The sequence below is a fragment of the Chloroflexota bacterium genome (genome assembly GCA_023475225.1).
In the GTDB taxonomy this organism is placed as follows: domain Bacteria; phylum Chloroflexota; class UBA6077; order FW602-bin22; family JAMCVK01; genus JAMCVK01.
On sequence record JAMCVK010000016.1, the window covers coordinates 39,473 to 59,160 of the forward strand.

A 19,688-nucleotide genomic window follows, 5' to 3' on the forward strand; every position below is an offset into this window, starting at 1 on the left:
TTAATCTTGAACGTCCAACTGTTCATTGCATAAACCAAGCGCTAGGGAGGGTTAGAAGATGCCTTATGGTTCTAACGGCCGCATATTGCGGGTAAACCTGACCGATCGGAAGGTAATCATAGAAGAACCGTCAGAGAACTTCTATCGGACTTATTTAGGCGGATGGGGATTTATTTCCCATTACTTATTTAAGGAGTTGGCTCCTGGCCTAGATCCATTCGGTCCTGAAAATAAGCTGGTCTTTGCTGATGGGGTGATCAGCGGTGCGCCCATTGGTGGCGCTAGCCGCAACAGTGTGGGGGCTAAATCGCCTCTAACTGGAGCTCTGGGCGAAGCGGAGGTGGGCGGTTTCTGGGGCGCTGAGCTGAAATTCGCCGGCTACGATGCCCTCATCGTGGAGGGTAAGGCTGAACGCCCGGTCTATCTCTGGATCCATGATAGTGAGGTCAAGATTAGGGAAGCGCACCACCTTTGGGGATTGACCACGGGCGCCTGTCAGCAGGCGATTCGAGACGAGCTGGGCGATCAGTTCATCCGGGTGGCCCAGATCGGACCGGCGGGGGAGAACCTTGTGCGCTATGCCTGTGTCATCAATGATTTGAAGGATGCGGCTGGCCGCACCGGTATGGGTGCTGTTATGGGTTCCAAGAATCTTAAGGCTATCGCCGTACGCGGTCATAAACGGCCAGCACTGGCTGACCCGGAAAAGGTACAGTCCTTGGCGAAATGGTTGGCTAAGTCTTACAAGGATTTAGCGCGGGAATTGCACGAGGCCGGAACCGGTACCTCCCTCGTTGGACTGGGGCTTTCTGGTGGCTTGCCTACGCGCAATTTCCGCGAAGGCAACTTTGAGGGGGCAGAGAAGATCTCTGCCTTAGCCATAAGAGACCAGGTTCGCCTCAGAATGGATGGGTGTTATGCCTGCCCCATCCGCTGTAAGAAGGTAGTAAAAATAGAGGAGCCCTATACGGTGGATCCTATGTACGGTGGCCCGGAATATGAGACGCTTGCGGCCTTCGGCTCAAACTGTGGCGTAGATGATTTGAAGGCCATCTGTAAGGCTAACGAGATCTGCGGGGCCTATTCGCTCGATACGATTTCAACCGGGAATGTGATCGGCTTTGCTATGGAGTGCTTTGAAAACGGACTCCTCACGGAGCGTGATACCGCTGGGTTGAGGCTCACCTTCGGCAACGCTGAGGCGATGGTCAGTCTCGTTCAACTGATCGCCAGAAGAGAGAGCATCGGCGATCTCCTGGCCGAGGGCGTGCAACGGGCAGCCCAGAGCATCGGCCCGGGGGCAGAAAAATTGGCTATGCATGTAAAAGGGCAAGGGCTACCTATGCACGAGCCAAGGTTGAAGCATGGCTTAGGGATCGGTTATGCCATATCGCCGACTGGCGCGGATCATTGTCACAGCATGCACGATACGCTCTATGCTCAGGAGGGATCGAACCTCCAATCCTTGAAACCTTTAGGCATATTGGAACCGCTGCCAGCGGATGATCTCAGCCCGGCCAAAGTAAGAATGTTTGTCTACGAGCACCAGCGGCGGGCCCTTTGCAACTGCCTGCTCCTGTGCATCTTTCTACCCTACAGCAGCCAACAGGTGGTGGATCTCGTCAACGGCGTTACCGGCTGGGAAACTAGCGTATGGGAACTAATGAAGGTCAGTGAACGGACGTTGAACCTGGCCCGTGCCTTTAATGCTCGAGAGGGCTTCGATGCCCGAGATGACGGTCTCCCCGACCGTATCTATGAGCCATTCCGATCCGGCCCATTAGCAGGACACGGCATTGATCGAGAGGCTATGCGAGAGGCTCTGCGGACCTATTATCAGATGATGGGTTGGGATGCGACTAGCGGTTGGCCGACAGCGGCGAAGTTACACGAATTAGGACTAGGGTGGGTTGCTAAAGCACTGGAGCAGTATCGTCAGATGTCTAGGCAGGTCAGCAGGGCAGCCCTGGTTTGAGGACCGACACCGTTCTCCAATAACGAATTGCCCTCCTCGCCATATGGAGAGGGGGGGCAAAATACTCTTCAGGCGCTGGTGGGCCCACCCGGATTCGAACCAGGGACCAACCGGTTATGAGCCGGCCGCTCTGCCGCTGAGCTATGGGCCCTTTTGGATTGACATTTCAATTTTATCGTAGAGAGGCTATTTTTGCAAGATAAGCGGGCTCTGGGGGATTTTCCATTGAAAAGTATGACCTCTATCCGTGCTTGAATATAGCCTCTTTCATACTGTAAGTCCGCCGAAGGAGGAATGACCCCCAAATCCGCCTTCGGCGGATTCAAGGTAGCCCTTCGGGGCCTTTGTTAAATAGGGGGGCACCCCCTGTGACCCCCGCTCCGCCTTCGGCGGACACTCCCCATTATGAAAGTTCCTGCTTGTCCAAAGGACTTGACAAATCTGCGCTCCAATGCTATTATTAATTTAGTAAATCGTTTGCCTAAAACGATTTACTAAATTAAGAGGGGTGAGCTGCTCACCGCGAAACGATACCTTCTCGTATAACAGAATCTTGCCAGGGGAGAGCACCAGTCATTACTTCTGGCGAACGCAAGGCCATCCCAAGGTCGATGGGGTAAGAACCGCTACGGTGAGGGGAGTGACCTATGATCTTGCAGGATAAGGTAGCCATCGTTACTGGTGGAGCACGGGGTATCGGCCGAGCAATCAGCCTGGCCATGGCCAAGGAGGGAGCACGGGTAGTCGTCAACTACGTCTCTAACTCTGAGGCGGCCACAAGGGTAGTAGAAGAGATCCACCAAGAGGGTGGAGAAGCGATAAGCATCCAGGCCGACGTCTCTGACAGTTTGGCTGTGCAGCGTATGGTTGAAACTACCCTGAGTAGATTTGGACGAATCGATATCCTCGTCAATAACGCCGGTATAGCTACTGGCTCTTTCGTTGTGGACATGCCAGAAGAAGATTGGGATAAGGTTATAGATACTAATCTGAAAGGGGTCTTCCTCTGCTGTAAAGCTGTGCTACCCACGATGATCCAACAGCGACAGGGCAAGATCATCAACATCGCTTCCCTCGTCGCCCATACGGGCTCTTATCAGCACGCCCACTATGCCGCCTCCAAAGCCGCTGTGATCGCCTTCACTATGTCCCTAGCCAAGGAAGTAGGGCCATACAATATTAACGTCAATGCTATAGGACCGGGCCGCATCGCCACCGCGATGGAAGCGGAGAGACAGGCACGTGAAAGGGCGCGCTGGATCAGCGAAACTCCCTTAGGTCGGTTAGGGCGACCTGAGGAGATCGCCTCCGTAGCCGTCTTTCTGGCCTCAGAAGCAGCCTCCTTTATCACCGGCGAGACGATCAATGCTACCGGTGGCATATGGATGGGCACATAAGGAGAAACGATGGCCACCATCAAGGATGTAGCCGCCCTCGCTAGGGTATCCCCAACCACCGTATCCCGCCTGCTGAATAATAAGATAATTACAAGAGAGGAAACTAAGAAGCGCATTGAAGAAGCTGTCAAACAACTTGATTATAGACCAAACTTCTTAGCGCGCAGCTTAGTGACGAAGGAAACTCGTACCATCGGATTAGTTATCCCTGACATCATTAATCCTTACTTTCCAGCCATCGCGCGCGGTGTTGAGGATGTGGCCAACCGCCGCGCTTGGAACGTCATCCTCTGTAATTCCGATAACCGGCCAGAAAAGGAGCTAACCTACATCAGGGTTCTGCAGCAAAAGCAGGTCGATGGCATCATCCTCGCCTCCACCGGGGTTAACAAGGAGCAGATCAACGCCTTCTTGGCGGAGGGACTTAATCTCGTCTTCGCTGGCCGCTACGTCGGAGAGGTTATGACCGATGCCGTGATCATCAACAACGCTGAGGGTGCTTATCAGGCTACCCGGCATTTGCTTACCCTGGGGCACAGACGCATCGCCTTCATCACTGGACAGATGTCGATCCGAACCAGCCAGGAGAGAAGGCGCGGCTACGAGCACGCTTTGTCTGAGTATGGCTTAGCCGTGGATGAGGACTTGATCGAAGATGGGAAGTACCAATATCAAGGCGGTTACCTGGCTATGAAGCGGCTATTGAAACGGAAACCATGGCCCACCGCCCTCTTTGCCGCTAATGATGTGATGGCCATTGGGGCCATCAGGGCCGTAGAGGAGGTCGGAGCCGGTGTACCTGACGACGTGGCCATCGTTGGCTTCGATGACATCCTCCTAGCCTCCCTGATAACGCCCCCTCTCACCACTATGGCTGTCTCTGCCTATAAGATGGGCACTATCGCGGCCAAGATGCTTTTGGATAGGGCGACTGGGAAGAAGGCAAAACCGAAGATAGTAACAATGGAACCTAAGCTCGTGATAAGAGCATCCTGCGGAGCCAATAAGTCAAGCCACATGGAGAAACGATGCATGCCTTGAGAGAGACAAAGACGAGAGACCAGCAATGCAAAACTATTCTTGAGCTCCAGCAGAAAGCACGGCTCATCCGGCGCACAGCCTTACAAATGATTGGGGCAGCCAGCTCCGGACATCCCGGCGGGTCACTCTCGTGCGCCGATATCCTGGCCTCCCTCTATTTTTGTCTGCTTAACGTTAGGCCAAGTGAGCCCAAATGGCCAGATCGTGACCGCTTTATCCTCAGCAAAGGACACGCTGCCCCTGCCCTCTACGCCACCTTAGCTGAGGCAGGCTTTTTCCCCAAAGAGAAATTATCCACCTTTCGCCAGGTTGATGGCATGCTTCAAGGACATCCTGATATGAAGAAAACACCCGGCTTAGACATGACCACTGGTTCGCTGGGACACGGACTATCGGCTGGTGTCGGCATGGCCCTGGCCGGCAAAATCTTGAGGAGACGATACCACGTTTTCGTATTACTGGGCGATGGGGAAGTTCAAGAAGGGCAAGTCTGGGAGGCAGCTATGGCCGCTTCCCATCATAAATTGAATAATCTTATCGCCATTTTAGACCGCAATAAACTACAACTTGATGGAGCTACCGAAAGAATAATCGCCCTCGAACCATTGCCCCCAAAGTGGCGAGCTTTCGGTTGGCGGGTACGAGAGATCGATGGACACGATATCACCCAAATCATCACTGCCATAAAAGGGGCCAAGCGAGCCAAGGATCGACCAACAATCATTATCGCCCACACCGTAAAGGGAAAGGGCGTTTCTTATATGGAAAATAGGTACGAATGGCACGGCAAAGCACCTGGAGCAGAACTCCTGGCCCAAGCCCTCAAAGAGCTGGAGGAAAACGCCTGAGATGAGCGAGCTTAGATCAACCCGCGAGGCCTACGGCCGAGCCATCGTTGAGCTAGGTCGAAGGAATCCTAAGATCGTAGTCTTAGACGCAGACCTATCGGAATCGACGCAAACAGTGCACTTCGCCAAGGAGTTCCCTCAACGGTTCTTCAATATGGGGTGTGCTGAGCAGAACCTGCTGGGGGTGGCCGCTGGGCTGTCCACCTGCGGTCTTGTCCCCTTCGTCAGCACCTTCACCGTCTTCGCCAGCATGAAAGCTTGCGAACAGGTGCGTACCTCCATCTGCTATCCTAACCTAAACGTCAAAATTGTAGCCACACACGCTGGCCTCGATGTGGGCGAAGCCGGACCGACACATCAGTCCATAGAGGATATCGCCATTATGCGCGCTTTCCCGAACATGACTGTTATCTCCCCTGCCGATGCGCGGGAAACGACTTATGCTGTGGAAGCCGCCCTGGAGCATAAGGGCCCAGTGTATATCCGTCTCGGGCGCTCAAACGTGCCCGATCTGCCTGATGAACATCACCACTTCGTCCTGGGCCAGGCCGTGCCACTGCGACCCGACGGTGAGGTAACCCTAATTGCCACTGGTGTAACCGTCCACATGGCCTTGGAGGCGGCTGACCTTCTCTCCGCTCGCGGCATCCGGGCTGCTGTTCTCAACGTTCACACCATTAAACCTATTGACACTCAAGCGATCCTGGCTGCCGCTCACTCTTCCCTGGCGTTGATCACAGTTGAGGATCACAACGTCATCGGTGGACTGGGGAGCGCCGTGTTAGAGGCCCTAGGGGAAACTCCTAGCGTGCCAGTGAAACGTTTGGGCTTGCAGGATGTCTTCGGCGATTCGGGTAAGCCGTGCGACCTCTTCGCCAAATACGGTATTGATGCTCTCAGTATAGCCCAGGCGGCGGAGACGATGCTTTATTGCCTCACCTCCATCAGGAGGACTACAGCCGACCGAAGGTCGTAAAGAATATTAACGAGGTGGAAATTTTTGAAGGCTTTGGTTAAAACACAGCACGGTCAAGGGTTCGTGACCCTGATGGATATAGATGAGCCCATAGCAGGTCCTGGTGAAGTGAAGGTGCGCGTTGAGGCCGCCGGTATCTGCGGTTCCGATTTACATATATATCACGACCTCTTCCCCTCCTGGCCACCAGTGGTCATGGGGCATGAGTTTAGCGGTGTGATCGTGGACTTGGGAGCTGGCGTCTCCCGCTGGCAGATCGGCGATCGGGTTACCTGTGAGGCTGCTGTGCAGACGTGTGGAACATGCGCATACTGCCGGATGGGTGCTCCAGCCCTTTGCCCTGAGCGACGTTCCTTAGGAAGTGGAGTCAACGGGGCCTTCGCTAGATATTGTCTGGTACCCCAAGAGAAAGTACACCGTTTGCCAGATAACATCGACTTTTTAAATGGGGCTATGGCCGAGCCACTATCCTGCTGCGTGCACGCCGTCCTGGAGCATGGACACGTCTCGGCCGCAGACGTGGTGCTGGTCACCGGCCCGGGCCCAATCGGGCTCCTGGTATCTCAGGTGGCCAGGGCTCAGGGAGCCAGGGTAATCCTGTGCGGCACAAGCGCTGACATCGAACGGCTGCGCCTCGGCGCGGCGCTCGGTCTAGACGCGACCATCGACGGGCAAAAACAAGATCCTCTGGCAACCGTCCTCGCTTACTCCGCCGGGCAAGGGGCTGATGCTGTTTTTGAGTGTGCTGGGGCAGCCGCCGCGGCCCAATTAGGTCTAGCGGCTGTTAAAAAAAGGGGGCGCTACGTACAAGTAGGGCTTTTCGCTAAAAATATAGAACTCGATTTCAATCAGATTACTACCAAGGAGCTGACGGTTGTCGGTTCTTTCGGCGCTACCTATGTTTCTTGGCAAAGAGCATTAGAGCTCCTGGCCCAGGGTAAGGTGGCTGTTCACCCCCTTATCACGACTGAACTACCCCTTTCTCAATGGGAAATCGGTTTCACCCAAATGCAACAGCGTCAGGGATGCAAAATCATCCTCAGGCCGGAAGACTCTTAATGAGGGGAAGAGGGCACATGCTGAGAAGCAAACACTGCCGAGGGTTAGCGGCTGCTGAGCGACGAGCTCTCTTATTCGGCAGCGGGTTAAGCGCAGACGAGCTCAAACGCCCCTTCGTGGCCGTAATCAACTCCTGGAATGAGGCTAACCCCGGGCATTTACATCTCCGTGAGGTTGCCCGTGCGGTCAAGGAAGGCATTCGCCAAGCAGGAGGGGTGCCCTTCGAAGTATACACGATGGGGTTGTGTGATGGCCTCGCCCTGGCTAATCCCAAATATATCCTGCCCAGCCGAGACCTTATCACTGCTGAAGTAGAAGTGATCGTTGAGGCCAACCAGTTCGATGCTATGGTGCTACTCTCCACCTGCGACAAGATTGTGCCGGCCCATCTGATGGCCACAGCCAGAATAAATATCCCTGCCCTACTGGTGACAGGGGGCTATATGGCCTTAGGAGAGCACCGCGGCATGCCCTGCACCTTCCTGGAGGTGGGCAAGGCTGTTGGTAAACGACAGAGCGGTGGGCTGACCCAAGAGGAATTGGACGATATTCTCAGGGTGGCTTGTGCCCCCGGCGGTGCTTGTGCCTTTATGGGCACAGCCAACACTATGGGTTGTGTCACCGAGGCTCTGGGCATGTCTTTACCAGGCAATGCTACTATGCCAGCCATCGGGCCACGTCTCCTGGATCTGGCGCGCCGCGCCGGAGAACAGATTATGACCCTCCTAGCGGAAGGAATTGCGCCACGAGAAATCATCACCCCAGAATCGATCGAAAATGCTATTAAGGTGAGCATGGCTATCGGCGGATCCACTAATTGTGTTGTTCACCTGCCAGCCATCGCCGTAGAGGCTGGCTTAGACATCGACTGTCTAGCCCTCTTTGATCGATGTAGCCGAGAGGTACCCTTGCTCTGCGGCATCGCCCCCAATGGTCCGTATTACATGCCCAACCTGGATCAGGCAGGTGGCCTACAGGCTGTGATGAAGGAACTGGCTAGTGGGGACAAGCTGAACCCCAACGTCTTAACCGTATCTGGGGCATCTGCCGGACAGCATTGGGCTGCTGCTACCGTGCTGGATCGCGCCGTTATCCGCTCTCTCGACGCCCCTCTGCAAAAGGAGGGTGGCCTGGCCATACTCAGGGGAAATATCGCCCCTGAGGGAGCGATCGTGAAACAATCAGCCGTATGCCCCGAAATGTATGTCTTCTCCGGACCAGCTAAGGTTTATTGGTCAGAAGGGGATGCTTCCACCGCGCTTCAAGCTGGTGCGATAAGGCCAGGGGATGTGGTGCTCATCTTGAATCAGGGTCCCAGGGGTGGCCCTGGGCTGGTAACCGTTTTCGCCTTTACAGGACAGCTCGTTGGTATGGGCTTAGGCCGCTCTGTAGCCCTAATCACTGATGGGCGTTTCTCTGGCGCCACTGAGGGGGCCTGCATCGGGCATGTCTCACCTGAAGCAGCCGTAGGTGGACCCATCGCCGCCGTTCGGGATGGGGACATCATCTCCATCGATATACCAGCCCGCCAGCTCAATGTGGCTCTTGATGACGCTGAGATCGAGGCTCGTTTGGCGACCCTTACCCCTCAACCCGGAACAGTTGTGCCTGGAAGTTATCTCTCTATTTACGCCCAAATGGTGCAATCCCTGGGGAAAGGTGCTGTGCTGGGCAAGCGCTACTTTTAAAGATAGGTCAATGGTATGAGATTCATATTTAAATACGGTCATTGCTTGGGGGAGATCGGCTGTCAGCATGGTAATTGGCCGACATCAGGGCGTGATTGCGGTCGTAGTGCGGCCTTGAGGAGACGATAAATGGAGCTGCTCACCCTTAGCGGTTCACCCTACGAGCGCGGCTATACTTACGGATCGCATTTTGCGACCATAACCGCAGAATTGGTGGAGAAGAACAGGCTCAGCTTACAGAACCTGGTAGAGAAGAAGGGGCTTACCCCTCTTTCCGATGAGCGGTTTGCTAATCTGGTACGTAAGGGTTTGCCTTACGCTATGGGATACGCCTCAGATTTAGTCGAGGAGGTAAGGGGTATAGCCTCAGGAGCAGGGCTAGAATTTGAGCAAGTGTTTGGCCTAAACTATTTCCTTGATCTCTTTGATCTCACCTACCCTCAATCGTCTACCGAGTTGCTCTTCGGCTGCACCACCTTCGCTGCGGCCCATTCGGCAACAGCTGATAATGGGGTTTACCTAGGACAGAACTACGATCTGCGCGGACTATTCCAAAAAGGTATCCTCCTTATCAGGCTAAATACAGCACCAAACCTCACCACTATGCTTTTCACCATCGCTGGCCTCGTTGGCTGCGCGGGGATGAATTCGGCTGGATTAGGCATCGTAATCAACAATCTGACACCCTCCGATAGCCATCCCGGTGTGCCATACACTTTCGTACTGCGCAAAGCCCTGGAACAGAGGACCATGGCCGACGCCATAAACGTCATTATATCCAGCCGGCGCGCCTCAGGCATCAATTACCTCTTGGCCGATGCCAATGGGGAGATCTTAAGCCTGGAAACGACGGCTACCAAAGCCGAGATAATCTACGCCTTGGAGGAATACGTGGGGCATACCAACCACTATGTTCATCCACGCCTTTTGCCCTATGATGCCCCCAGCCGACCCTATAACGGTGATAGCTACGTGCGCTGGAGCAGAATCAACAAGCTGTTACGACAACGCCGCGGCCATATCACCCTGCAGGATCTAATGAGCTTCGCTAAAGACCATGTTGGTTATCCTCAGTCAATCTGTCGCCACCCACTGCCAGGACTATCCGAGCTTCAGACAGGGAATACGATCTCCTCCATGATTATGGATTTGCGCCGGCTGTCGCTGTGGATCACTACAGGCAATCCTTGTCAAAATGCTTACGAAAGGCATAACTTAGAACCAGTAACGTAACGCCTTTACCAAAGAAAGATGGGACACAAGACGGATGAAAAGGCAAGTATCATCAACGGATGTATTGATCATCGGTGGGGGTACAGCTGCTCTACGAGCAGCGCTAGCGGCTGCCGAGAGCAACGTTAGGGTTACTATACTGACGAAGGGCCCGGCCAGCTTGGGTATAGTCGGCCTAAACGCTTGTCTCGCTGAGTCCGGCGATAGCCCAGCTGACTTCTTCAGTGATACCGTATTAAGTGGCGAATTTATCAATAATCCACGCCTGGTGGCCATCCTTGCCACCGAATCCACTCAGCAAGTCCAGTTCTTAGAAGAGATCGGTGTACCCTTGAAGAAGGCCAACGGCACCTATGCCCCTCGCCTGACAGCAGGCAACAATCGTCCGCGAACCCTCTATTATACTGATCAAACGGGACCAAGGATCGTTGATTGCTTGCAACAGCAGCTGCAAGAACACGGGGTGACGATACACTCTGGAACGACTGTTGTATCCCTACTAATGGGCGATGGCCAAGTCAAAGGCGCCTTAGCCATCAACCCTCAGGAGCAAACCATCCATGCTTTTTCGGCGAAGGCGACGATCCTGGCAACAGGAGGCATAGGCGGCATCTATGCCTTTAGCACTAATCCCCCTAGGCTTAGCGGTGATGGATACGCTTTGGCCTATAGTGCGGGGGCGGAATTGATCGATATGGAGTTTGTCCAATTCGAGCCTTTCGTCATCATCACCCCAGCGGAGTGTCGTGGATTTAGCGTCTCCTTCCTCTTTTCAGAGGGTGCCGCCGTTTACAACGGACAACGAGAGGACTTCCTCCCTAATTATAGGGACAGATGTAAAGGCATTGGCAAGGATGTACTAGCCAGGTCTGTCTATACCCAAATACAAGAGGGCAGGGCGACACCAAACGGGGGCGTATTCTTTGATCTCACCAACAGTTCCCTAGAAAAACACCCTCGCTTCCTGGCCATTTGCCGGGCAGGAGGCCTGGATCCAAAGACCATACCCCTCGAGGTCGCTCCCGCTCAACATTATATGATGGGAGGCATACGTATCAACGAGTACACTATGACCTCTATTCCCGGCCTCTTCACCGCGGGTGAGGTGGCAGGAGGCATACATGGAGCAAACCGACTAGCGGGCAATTCCGGCACGGACGTATTAGTCTTCGGTCACCGTGCCGGCCACTACGCGGCTGCATATGCCTTAAGGACAGCCGAGCCAAAACTCAGCCCAGAGGAGTTGGACAAACACTGGAACCAGATCGTGCGGTCGATATCTCCCCAAGAGGAGCGCACCTGGCCTATTGGGTCGATCTTATCTAGGCTCAGGCAAATTATGTGGACTAAAGTTGGCTTGGTTAGAGAACGAGGAGGATTAGAGCAAGCGATACAAGAGATCAAAACTTTGGCCGCAAAATGCGCTAGCCTTCAGCCCACCAATTTGGGGGAATGGTTATCCCTCTTTGAGGGCAAAAATGCCCTCCTGGTAGGAGAAATGATCGCCAAAGCCGCCCTGCTTCGCCAGGAGAGCCGTGGGGCCCACTATCGTCATGACTATCCTCAACGAGACGACCTATCATGGTTGAGAAATATTGCCATCTCAAGAGGAGACGCTGGCATGACTATAACCTATTTACTACCATCCCTGGAGCGACAAGGCTGGCCAAAATCTTCACCGCCTTTATCTAGGGGGTAGATGGAAGGCGATGATCATTAAATCCCTTATTCGTCGAAATGAATATCGTGACTCCGTGATCTTGATGAACGCCTCTAAGAGGATCCGTGCCATCGAGGGGATCGCCGAGGCTTTAGTAGTTATAGGTACTGATACCAATAAGGACATGTTAAAGGAGCTCGGCCTCCTCACCCCAGAAGCAAAAGCGGCCACGGCCAATGACATGATCGTGGCCATGCGGGTAACCGCTGAAGACATCGCCCGGGAGATCCTGAACAACATCGACGAATACCTCGTTCGAAGGGATATCGAACAAGAGGTTGAATCGTATCACTCTCTCGATGCGGCCTTCCAAGCGCTGCCCGAGGCCAATTTGGCCATCATCTCAGTACCGGGTGAGTTCGCTGCCGCCGAGGCCCGCAAGGCCCTGCGTCGTGGTTTGCACGTACTTATCTTCAGTGATAACGTGCCCCTGGAGGATGAGGTGGCCACAAAGCAGCTGGCCAAGGAGAAAGGTCTCCTGGTTATGGGGCCTGATTGCGGCGTCGCTAACATCAACGGTGTAGCCTTAGCCTTGGCCAGCATCGTCGGCCCTGGTCCTATCGGGATCGTCGGTGCTTCAGGCAGTGGTATCCAAGAAGTGGCCGCCTTGATCGAGCGCGCCGGACTAGGAATCTCCCAAGCCATCGGCAGCGGTGGCCGTGATCTCCATGAAGTGGTTGGCGGAGCGACGATGCTTCAAGGGCTAGAGGCCCTGGACGAGGATGAGGAGACCAGAGTCATCGTCTTGATCGCCAAGCCACCGGCTCCATCGGTGGCTCAGCTGATCTTGGATCGAGTCCGACACTGCCGAAAGCCAGTGGTAGTGAATTTCTTGGGTGGCGCAATGGAGCCGATCATAGCCGCCGGGGCCTATCCAGCAGCCACCTTGGACGATGCCGCCTTCGTTGCCGTCAATCTAATCGAGGGCAGCGTCCCCCAAAAGCGATGCTTCTCATTGCCGGAGACGGAGATCACCAAAATCATCACCGAGGAGGCATACAAGTTCAAGGCAAACCAGAAGTATCTCCGTGGACTGTTTGGCGGCGGCACATTCTGCCTGCAAGCGCAGCTCATCCTGAAAGATATCATCGGCCCTATCTATTCCAACGCACCTCTATACCCCCACCTACGCCTTAAGAATTCTCAGGAGAGCCAGGGGCACAGCCTGATCGATCTTGGTGACGAAGAATTTACGCGCGGACGACCCCATCCTGTGCTCGACCCTACCCCCTACCGCATACGCCTGGCCAGAGAGGCACAAGATCCAGAAGTGGCCGTCCTGTTACTTGATGTCATCCTGGGACCGGCCGTCCATCCCGACCCAGCCGGGTTTCTGGCCAGTTGTCTCACCGAAGCAAGGGATGACGCTCGTCAGGAAGGGAGACATCTAACGGTAGTGGCCTCAGTGTGTGGCACAAAACGTGATCCCCAGAATCTGGAAATCCAGGAGGAGAAGCTGCGTGAGGCAGGGGTTATCGTGACGCCCAGTAGCGCACAAGCAGCACATTTGGCCGGACTGATCATCAGAGCCGCCCAGAGAGATGGCTAAGGGGGAAGCTAGAATGTCCAATGAGATCAAAAAGCTATGCAAGGCCAGGGTCAAGGTGATCAACATTGGGGTGAGAACACTGGCCGCTTCCCTAAAGCAACAGGGGGTAGAGACGGCTCACGTTGACTGGCACCCACCAGCCGGAGGTGACCTCAGGATAGCCAAGCTATTAGAGAAGCTACACCAAGATTCATCTAGGCCCTATCCCAATGAACATACGGAAAAGGGAAGATAAATGGAAAAGGACATCCACCAAAGGATCCAAGAAGCGAACAAGAGGGCCTTCGATATTTTTGTCCAGGGCCAACCAGTATGGGTTGGGGTGAAACCAGCGATCGAAGCTATTCCGGGCATGAAGAAAAACCTACTCTTACACACTGGACCACCCATTGAGATCGATAGGATGGTACCAGCCCAACGGGATGGGGTCATTGGCGGCATCCTCTTTGAGGGCCTAGCCAAAACAAGGCAGGAGGCCCTGGAGATGGTGCGGCGGGGTGAGATAGAATTAGCGCCGGGGCTAGATTACGGGGTACCGGGAGGTGGGATGGCTCCTACTACTGCCTCCATGCCTATTCAAGTAGCCAGGGATTTGGCCCACGGGACAGAGTCTTATACCACCATCCAAGAGGGGCCTTCTTCTGAAGCCCTGCGCTGGGGCATTTACAATGAGGTGGTGGAAGAGCGCTGGGCCTGGTTCAAGGGAGTGCTAGGACCAGCTCTGGACACTGCCCTTAGAGAAACGGGTGGGGTCAATCTGAGAAATGTCATCGCGCGCTCTTTACACATGGGCGATGAGAACCACAGTCGCGAGCTCGGCTCAACCCTTCTCATCTTCGCTGAACTCACACCTCATCTGGCTCAACTAGATCTTGAAAAAGCAGAGCTAGTCCGTTGTCTGGATTTCTTGATCAAGGCCGAACGCTTCGCTCTGCACGTCCTGATGGCCGGCTGTAATGCTGTACTTCAGGCTGCCAAGGGGATCGACTACTGTACGGTAGTCACAGGGATGGGTGGCAACGGGATTGAGGTCGGCATCAAAGTGAGCAGCCTCGGAGAAGAATGGTTCACCGCGCCAGCCCCGCTGATCCAAGGGAACTATCTCAACCCCAGTTGGACGATCGAAGACACCGTCCCCTTCTCCGGCGACAGCTGCGTGGTAGAGGCGATGGGACTCGGCGGTCTAGCGGCAGCGGCCTCGCCAGCAGTAACCCTCCTCACTGGCAGCACGGTGCAGGAAGCCATCAGCCGAACGCGACTGATGAGGGAGATAACCATAGGAATGAACCCCAATTACCAGATACCAATCCTTAACTTCGAGGGGACACCGACATGCATTGATATCATTAAGGTCCTGGAAAAGGGTATCGAGCCTCAAAGCCACGCTGGTATCATCCACAAGCGAGGTGGGCAGGCCGGGGCTGGCGTAGCCAGCATACCAATGGAGTGCTTCAGGAAAGCCTTCCTCAGCTTCGCCCAAAAATACGCGCTGGAGGAGCTATGAAGATACTGGTAGCCAACGTGGGAAGCACATCATTCAAGTATCAATTGATCGAGATGGAGGGGGAGCAAACCCTGGCCATAGGCAAGGTTGAGCGCATTGGCAGCGCCAAGGCCCCCTTAAGCCATCAGGTTGCTGGGATGCCCGCTGTAATCCAGGAGATAGATGCCCCTGACCATACGGCAGCCATCAAGCAGGTCCTGGCTTTACTCTGTGATCCCAGAGCAGGTTGTATTGCTGACCTCAGCCAGCTCAGCGCTGTTGGATTCAAAGCCGTTCACGCCGGCTGTCTCAGCGGCGCCGTCCTGGTTACTGATGAGGTCATCACTGCTATGGAGGAGTATAACGACGTGGCTCCAGCCCACAACCCGCCATACATTGCCGCCATGTGCATCTTCCAAAGTCTTATCCCCCAGACGCCTTTAGTAGCCCTTTTCGAAACGGCCTTTCATACCTCGATGCCTGCGCACGCTTATACCTATGGACTCCCCTACGAGTGGTATGAGAAGTATGGCGTACGTCGTTACGGCTTCCATGGCGCTTCCTTCCGCTATATATGCGAAAGGGTGCCCCAAATTCTGGGGGTACCCAAAGAAGGACTACGCCTCATCGCCTGTCATTTAGGGGGTAGCTCCTCGATCTGCGCTATACAGGATGGCCGATCGATCGATACTAGTATGGGCTTCTCGCCTCAGGCCGGGGTCTCTATGTCAACGCGCTGTGGTGACATCGACCCCTTCGTTATTCCATATATCATGGAGAGGAAAGGACTAACCACAAGGGAGATCCGCGAGTGTCTCATCAAGCGAGGGGGGCTTTTGGGCATATCAGGGCTTAGCGGCGACGTAAGAGACCTGGAGGAAGCAGCCAGGAGTGGCGACCAACGCGCCGCGCTAGCCCTCGACGTTTTTGTCTATGAGATCAAGAAATACATTGGGGCTTATGCGGCGGCCCTGAGCGGTGTGGATGCTCTGGCCTTCGCTGGGGGCATCGGCGAGAACAGTGTTGAGGTGCGTCGCAGAGTCTGTAGTGGACTGGAATTTCTGGGGATACGACTTGACCCCCAGAAGAACAATTGTCGTCGGGTCGAGGCCATCATTTCCAGAGATGGGGCCAGAGTGAAGGTATTGGTGGTTCCCACCAATGAGGAGATCATCGTAGCCAGAGAGACCGCCCGCCTGGTAGGTATCCTGCAGGAGCCAAGGAGGAAGTGACATATGTATGATGTATAAACCATTAATTATCATCGTTGAAAGTGGATTGCTGTTTAACACTAAGGAGGAATAGAAGATGAGCGAGATCAATCGACTGATGGATCAACTGACCCAGAGGAGAATAAGTCGCCGGGAGTTCATTATTCGGACTACAGCTTTAGGTCTCTCTGCCTCAAGCATAGCTGCCCTTCTCTCTGCCTGTGCTCCCGCGGCGCCAGCGACGCCGACACCTACCAAACCAGCCGTACTAACCCCTGTAGCCGTAGCTACGCCCGTACCCACGCCTCCCCCCAAAGAGGTGAAGCTGACCTTTTGGACCTGGCAGAAGCACGACGAGGAGCTAGCCAAGGGCTTCATGGCCAAGAACCCCAACATCAAGATTGAAACCACCGTGGGTGGGCCGTGGGATCTACAGGATAAGCTTGTAGCCGCCCTAGCGGCGGGCATGGGAGCACCGGATATTTCCCGAGTAGTGATGCGGATGTTCTACAAATTCTCCGGCCCGGGCAGGGGCATGCTGGATATCACTGATCGCGCTGCCCCATTCAAGAAAGACATCCCAGAACACCTGTTGAGTCTCATGACCGTTGGAGACCGTATCTACGGACTTCCTTCGGAGAATAACCTCTGCGGGCTATTCTACCGCAAGGATATCTTCGATAAATACGGGTTCAAAGCGCCAGAGACCTGGGATGAGTTCATCCAAATCGGTAAGACGCTGCGCGAGAAAGAGAATATAGCCATGCTTCCCCTTTGGATTCCGGGCGGCTTTTGGGGTTCTGATCACTACCGCATGTACCTGCAATCGCGCGGGGGCAATATCTTCGACAAAGGTAACAAGATCATTGAGAACAACAAGCTGGCCAAGGAGACGTTGCGTTGGTACTATGACCTAAAGGCCAAACACAATATTGGCTGGCTCACTCAGCTCTTTAAGCCAGAGTTTTACGCCGGCATGAATGCCAACGCCTTCGTTACCTGGCCGATGAACTCCGGCGATATCGTCTCAATGAAGAGAAACTGTGCGGGACTCTCTGGAAAATGGGCTAGGACACCCTTCCCACTATGGGCGAAAGATGCCCCTAAGTACAACGCCGAGCTAGGTTCGTCGGGGGTAGCTATACCGGCTCAGACCAAGTACCCAGAGGAAGCTTGGAAATTTGTCCAGTTCTACGCCGTTTCCCTGGAAGGACAGACCCTACTCTGGGAAAAGGGGAATCAGATCCCCTCTTACAAGCCAGCCTTTGAGAGCAAGGAGGTCATAGACAAACCCGATCCCTACTTCGGTGGTGGCACCCTTCGTGATTTCCTTCGCGATCGTGCCACACCTATCTTTAACTATCTGGGTTGGGCTGAGGTATCAGTGATACTGGGCGAGGAGATCGACTCCATGTGGGCCGGGAAGCAAGAGCCAGAACAAGCCTGGGATAATGTGGAGAAACGGATCAAGGAAAAGGGCATTGGAAGATAGCCACTCTGCACTCTATCAGAGAGGCAATTAGCAGCAGTTGTGGTCAGATACCTGCTCTGCGGCGAGGTTTTGCTCCTAGAGCAGGTATCCGAAGGGTTCAGCGTATCTGCGCCATTGGCGCAGATACGCTGAACCCAGCCACAGCTTGTCGCTAGCCATCTGCCCGTGCTTTGCACGCAGAAAAGGCGGGGTAAGGTACTTTGTTGGAGCTCTAAATGGCGAGCATAGCAACAGCACCAGCACAAAAGATAAGGTGGATAGTAAATGGACGGAAAGTGGCCCCTTACTTGTTCATTTCTCCGTTCTTTATCCTGTTCATAATCTTCTGGATAGGGCCCATCCTGTTCTCATTCTACCTAGGCTTCACCAAATGGGAAGCCATAGGTACGCCAATATTTATAGGCTTAAGCAACTATCGACAACTGTTGTTTTCTGATCCAATCTTCCTCCTTTCGGTCAAGAATACCTTTTTCTTTGTCATCGTCTACAGCATCATTATGATGGGTATCGCTGTGCCTTTGGCCTTAATCCTGAATGAAGGTGCTGTGAAGTTCAGAGAGGCTTTCCGTACAGCCTACTTCATTCCCGTTACCGTCGCCCTAGCCGTCACCGCCCTCATCTTCAGCATGATTCTGAGTCGAGATTTCGGCCTTCTTAATCTTGTCTTACAGGCCCTGGGGTTCAATCTAAAACCGGATTGGTTGAATGATAGTAACCTAGCTATGTGGTCACTCATTGGCGCCAGGGTCTGGAGGGTTACCGGATACTACATGGTTTTCGTTCTGGCCGGGCTACAGGCGATCGATCGAGAGCTCTACGATGCGGCGGCTGTCGATGGGGCCAGCACGCTGCGACGCGTCTGGCACGTGACCCTTCCCTTGCTAAGACCTATGTTGCTGTTTGTCCTGGTGATGTCATCCCTCTGGTCCTTCCAAATATTCGAGGAGCCCTGGATTCTGACACGGGGTGGTCCAGCCAACGCGACCTTAACCTTGCCTATATACCTATACCAAAACGCCTTCCAGTTTTCGAGGTTCGGGTACGCCTCGGCCATCTCCTATCTGATGACATTAATGATGATTGTTATCGCTTATCTACAGGTGAAGATCCTAACCAGGTGAGACTTGACCAGAGCTGAGGTCTTAGATTATGTCTAGAACAAATACGAGCAATCCGCTTTTGAATACTTTGATTTACACCATTCTTATAATCTTTCTGCTTCTAACCATCGCCCCCTTCTATTGGACAGTCGTATCTTCGCTAAAAGAACCAGCGGAGCTCTTCTCACCACGGCCATCCCTGATTCCCCAAAAGCCAATCCTGGATAACTATTTTCACCTCCTCAAAACAACCGAGCTATCCAGATGGATGCTTAATAGCGGCGTAGTGGCTGCTGGCAGCACCCTCTTAGGCATCTTCTTCTCCTCTCTTGCTGGCTATGCCTTCTCCAAATATAGATTCGCTGGACGCGATTTCCTCTTCTGGGTCGTACTGAGCTCGGTGTCCATACCACAACTGGTAACTATCATCCCTATGTTCGCTCTCATGGCCCGAATCGGCTGGTTGAATACATTCCAGGCCCTGATTATCCCCGGCGCAGCCAACGCCTTCGGCATCTTCTTGATGCGGCAATATATCGACTCGGTCCCCGATGAGCTGCTTGATGCCAGTCGGATCGATGGCTGTTCCGAATTCCAGATCTATTGGCAGGTAATACTCCCCGTGGTCAGGCCAGCCTTGGGGGCTCTGGCCATCTTCCTCTGGTTAACCTCCTGGAATTCGTATCTTTGGCCGTTGGTGATGTTACATACTTCTGATATGTATACGATGCCCCTCGGTCTGGCTACCTTATATGCAAATCCGTGGAATATAGAGTATGGGCCGCTGATGGCTGGCTCCATTTTGTCTATCCTTCCTATCATGATTATCTTTATCGCTATGCAGAAACAATTCATCGTTGGATTAACACAGGGAGCAGTCAAAGGTTAAGAGATAGGCGCACTGAGATGATGGGAC

General features: G+C 53.9%; 16 protein-coding genes and 1 tRNA gene. 16 read left to right on the top strand and 1 reads right to left on the bottom strand.

The features are described from left to right. Positions 1-58 precede the first annotated feature (58 nt). Positions 59-1,975, top strand: coding sequence for an aldehyde ferredoxin oxidoreductase family protein (locus M1136_02940; protein MCL5074596.1), 1,917 nt, complete (start codon positions 59-61; stop codon positions 1,973-1,975). Between the two features lie 76 nt (positions 1,976-2,051). Here the strand turns inward: M1136_02940 and M1136_02945 are convergent. Further along, positions 2,052-2,126, bottom strand: a tRNA-Ile gene (locus M1136_02945). Positions 2,127-2,622: 496 nt separating this feature from the next. On the opposite strand from M1136_02945, the gene M1136_02950 reads away from it, so the two are divergent. The 15 genes from M1136_02950 to M1136_03020 all read left to right on the top strand — a co-directional run bounded on the left by M1136_02950 (position 2,623) and on the right by M1136_03020 (position 19,661). Further along, positions 2,623-3,372, top strand: coding sequence for a 3-oxoacyl-ACP reductase FabG (locus M1136_02950; protein MCL5074597.1), 750 nt, complete (start codon positions 2,623-2,625; stop codon positions 3,370-3,372). Positions 3,373-3,381: 9 nt separating this feature from the next. Then, positions 3,382-4,413, top strand: coding sequence for a LacI family transcriptional regulator (locus M1136_02955; protein MCL5074598.1), 1,032 nt, complete (start codon positions 3,382-3,384; stop codon positions 4,411-4,413). Next, the gene (locus M1136_02960; GenBank protein MCL5074599.1) at positions 4,401-5,261 is read left to right on the top strand and encodes a transketolase; all 861 of its coding nucleotides are present in this window, start codon (positions 4,401-4,403) and stop codon (positions 5,259-5,261) included. Before M1136_02955 ends, M1136_02960 begins: the two co-directional genes overlap by 13 nt. A 1-nt stretch (position 5,262) precedes the next feature. After that, positions 5,263-6,237 (top strand): transketolase family protein, encoded by a 975-nt coding sequence (locus M1136_02965; GenBank protein ID MCL5074600.1) that lies wholly within the window; start codon positions 5,263-5,265, stop codon positions 6,235-6,237. 24 nt (positions 6,238-6,261) lie between these two features. Further along, positions 6,262-7,296 (top strand): zinc-binding dehydrogenase, encoded by a 1,035-nt coding sequence (locus tag M1136_02970; protein MCL5074601.1) that lies wholly within the window; start codon positions 6,262-6,264, stop codon positions 7,294-7,296. A 17-nt stretch (positions 7,297-7,313) separates the two neighbouring features. After that, positions 7,314-8,984 carry a dihydroxy-acid dehydratase gene (locus M1136_02975; GenBank protein ID MCL5074602.1) on the top strand — a complete coding sequence of 557 codons (1,671 nt, stop codon included), beginning with the start codon at positions 7,314-7,316 and terminating at the stop codon, positions 8,982-8,984. 129 nt (positions 8,985-9,113) lie between these two features. After that, positions 9,114-10,217: a C45 family peptidase gene (locus tag M1136_02980; GenBank protein MCL5074603.1), complete on the top strand. Its 1,104-nt coding sequence runs from the start codon at positions 9,114-9,116 to the stop codon at positions 10,215-10,217. A 34-nt stretch (positions 10,218-10,251) separates the two neighbouring features. After that, entirely contained in the window at positions 10,252-11,916 is a 1,665-nt protein-coding gene (locus M1136_02985; protein MCL5074604.1) for an FAD-dependent oxidoreductase, read from the top strand. A gap of 10 nt (positions 11,917-11,926) precedes the next feature. Further along, positions 11,927-13,486, top strand: a complete 1,560-nt coding sequence (fdrA, locus tag M1136_02990; protein MCL5074605.1) for an acyl-CoA synthetase FdrA — start codon at positions 11,927-11,929, stop codon at positions 13,484-13,486. Between the two features lie 13 nt (positions 13,487-13,499). After that, positions 13,500-13,721 (top strand): fdrA domain protein, encoded by a 222-nt coding sequence (locus M1136_02995; GenBank protein MCL5074606.1) that lies wholly within the window; start codon positions 13,500-13,502, stop codon positions 13,719-13,721. After that, positions 13,722-14,990 carry a DUF1116 domain-containing protein gene (locus tag M1136_03000; protein ID MCL5074607.1) on the top strand — a complete coding sequence of 423 codons (1,269 nt, stop codon included), beginning with the start codon at positions 13,722-13,724 and terminating at the stop codon, positions 14,988-14,990. It begins immediately after the preceding gene. Beyond that, positions 14,987-16,201, top strand: coding sequence for an acetate kinase (locus tag M1136_03005; GenBank protein ID MCL5074608.1), 1,215 nt, complete (start codon positions 14,987-14,989; stop codon positions 16,199-16,201). Before M1136_03000 ends, M1136_03005 begins: the two co-directional genes overlap by 4 nt. Positions 16,202-16,277: 76 nt before the next feature. Continuing rightward, positions 16,278-17,672 carry a sugar ABC transporter substrate-binding protein gene (locus tag M1136_03010; GenBank protein MCL5074609.1) on the top strand — a complete coding sequence of 465 codons (1,395 nt, stop codon included), beginning with the start codon at positions 16,278-16,280 and terminating at the stop codon, positions 17,670-17,672. Between the two features lie 215 nt (positions 17,673-17,887). Continuing rightward, positions 17,888-18,793 (top strand): sugar ABC transporter permease, encoded by a 906-nt coding sequence (locus M1136_03015; GenBank protein MCL5074610.1) that lies wholly within the window; start codon positions 17,888-17,890, stop codon positions 18,791-18,793. 28 nt (positions 18,794-18,821) lie between these two features. After that, positions 18,822-19,661, top strand: coding sequence for a carbohydrate ABC transporter permease (locus M1136_03020; GenBank protein ID MCL5074611.1), 840 nt, complete (start codon positions 18,822-18,824; stop codon positions 19,659-19,661). Positions 19,662-19,688 lie beyond the last annotated feature (27 nt).

Excerpts from the sequence above, each read along its gene's own strand:
- M1136_02980 (MCL5074603.1), top strand. The coding sequence starts at position 9,114 with ATGGAGCTGCTCACCCTTAGCGGTTCACCCTACGAGCGCGGCTATACT.
- M1136_02975 (MCL5074602.1), top strand. The coding sequence starts at position 7,314 with ATGCTGAGAAGCAAACACTGCCGAGGGTTAGCGGCTGCTGAGCGACGA.
- M1136_03015 (MCL5074610.1), top strand. The coding sequence starts at position 17,888 with ATGGCGAGCATAGCAACAGCACCAGCACAAAAGATAAGGTGGATAGTA.
- M1136_03005 (MCL5074608.1), top strand. The coding sequence starts at position 14,987 with ATGAAGATACTGGTAGCCAACGTGGGAAGCACATCATTCAAGTATCAA.
- M1136_02950 (MCL5074597.1), top strand. The coding sequence starts at position 2,623 with ATGATCTTGCAGGATAAGGTAGCCATCGTTACTGGTGGAGCACGGGGT.
- M1136_03000 (MCL5074607.1), top strand. The coding sequence starts at position 13,722 with ATGGAAAAGGACATCCACCAAAGGATCCAAGAAGCGAACAAGAGGGCC.
- M1136_02955 (MCL5074598.1), top strand. The coding sequence starts at position 3,382 with ATGGCCACCATCAAGGATGTAGCCGCCCTCGCTAGGGTATCCCCAACC.
- M1136_02965 (MCL5074600.1), top strand. The coding sequence starts at position 5,263 with ATGAGCGAGCTTAGATCAACCCGCGAGGCCTACGGCCGAGCCATCGTT.
- fdrA (MCL5074605.1), top strand. The coding sequence starts at position 11,927 with ATGATCATTAAATCCCTTATTCGTCGAAATGAATATCGTGACTCCGTG.
- M1136_02995 (MCL5074606.1), top strand. The coding sequence starts at position 13,500 with ATGTCCAATGAGATCAAAAAGCTATGCAAGGCCAGGGTCAAGGTGATC.
- M1136_02940 (MCL5074596.1), top strand. The coding sequence starts at position 59 with ATGCCTTATGGTTCTAACGGCCGCATATTGCGGGTAAACCTGACCGAT.
- M1136_02960 (MCL5074599.1), top strand. The coding sequence starts at position 4,401 with ATGCATGCCTTGAGAGAGACAAAGACGAGAGACCAGCAATGCAAAACT.
- M1136_03020 (MCL5074611.1), top strand. The coding sequence starts at position 18,822 with ATGTCTAGAACAAATACGAGCAATCCGCTTTTGAATACTTTGATTTAC.
- M1136_02985 (MCL5074604.1), top strand. The coding sequence starts at position 10,252 with ATGAAAAGGCAAGTATCATCAACGGATGTATTGATCATCGGTGGGGGT.
- M1136_03010 (MCL5074609.1), top strand. The coding sequence starts at position 16,278 with ATGAGCGAGATCAATCGACTGATGGATCAACTGACCCAGAGGAGAATA.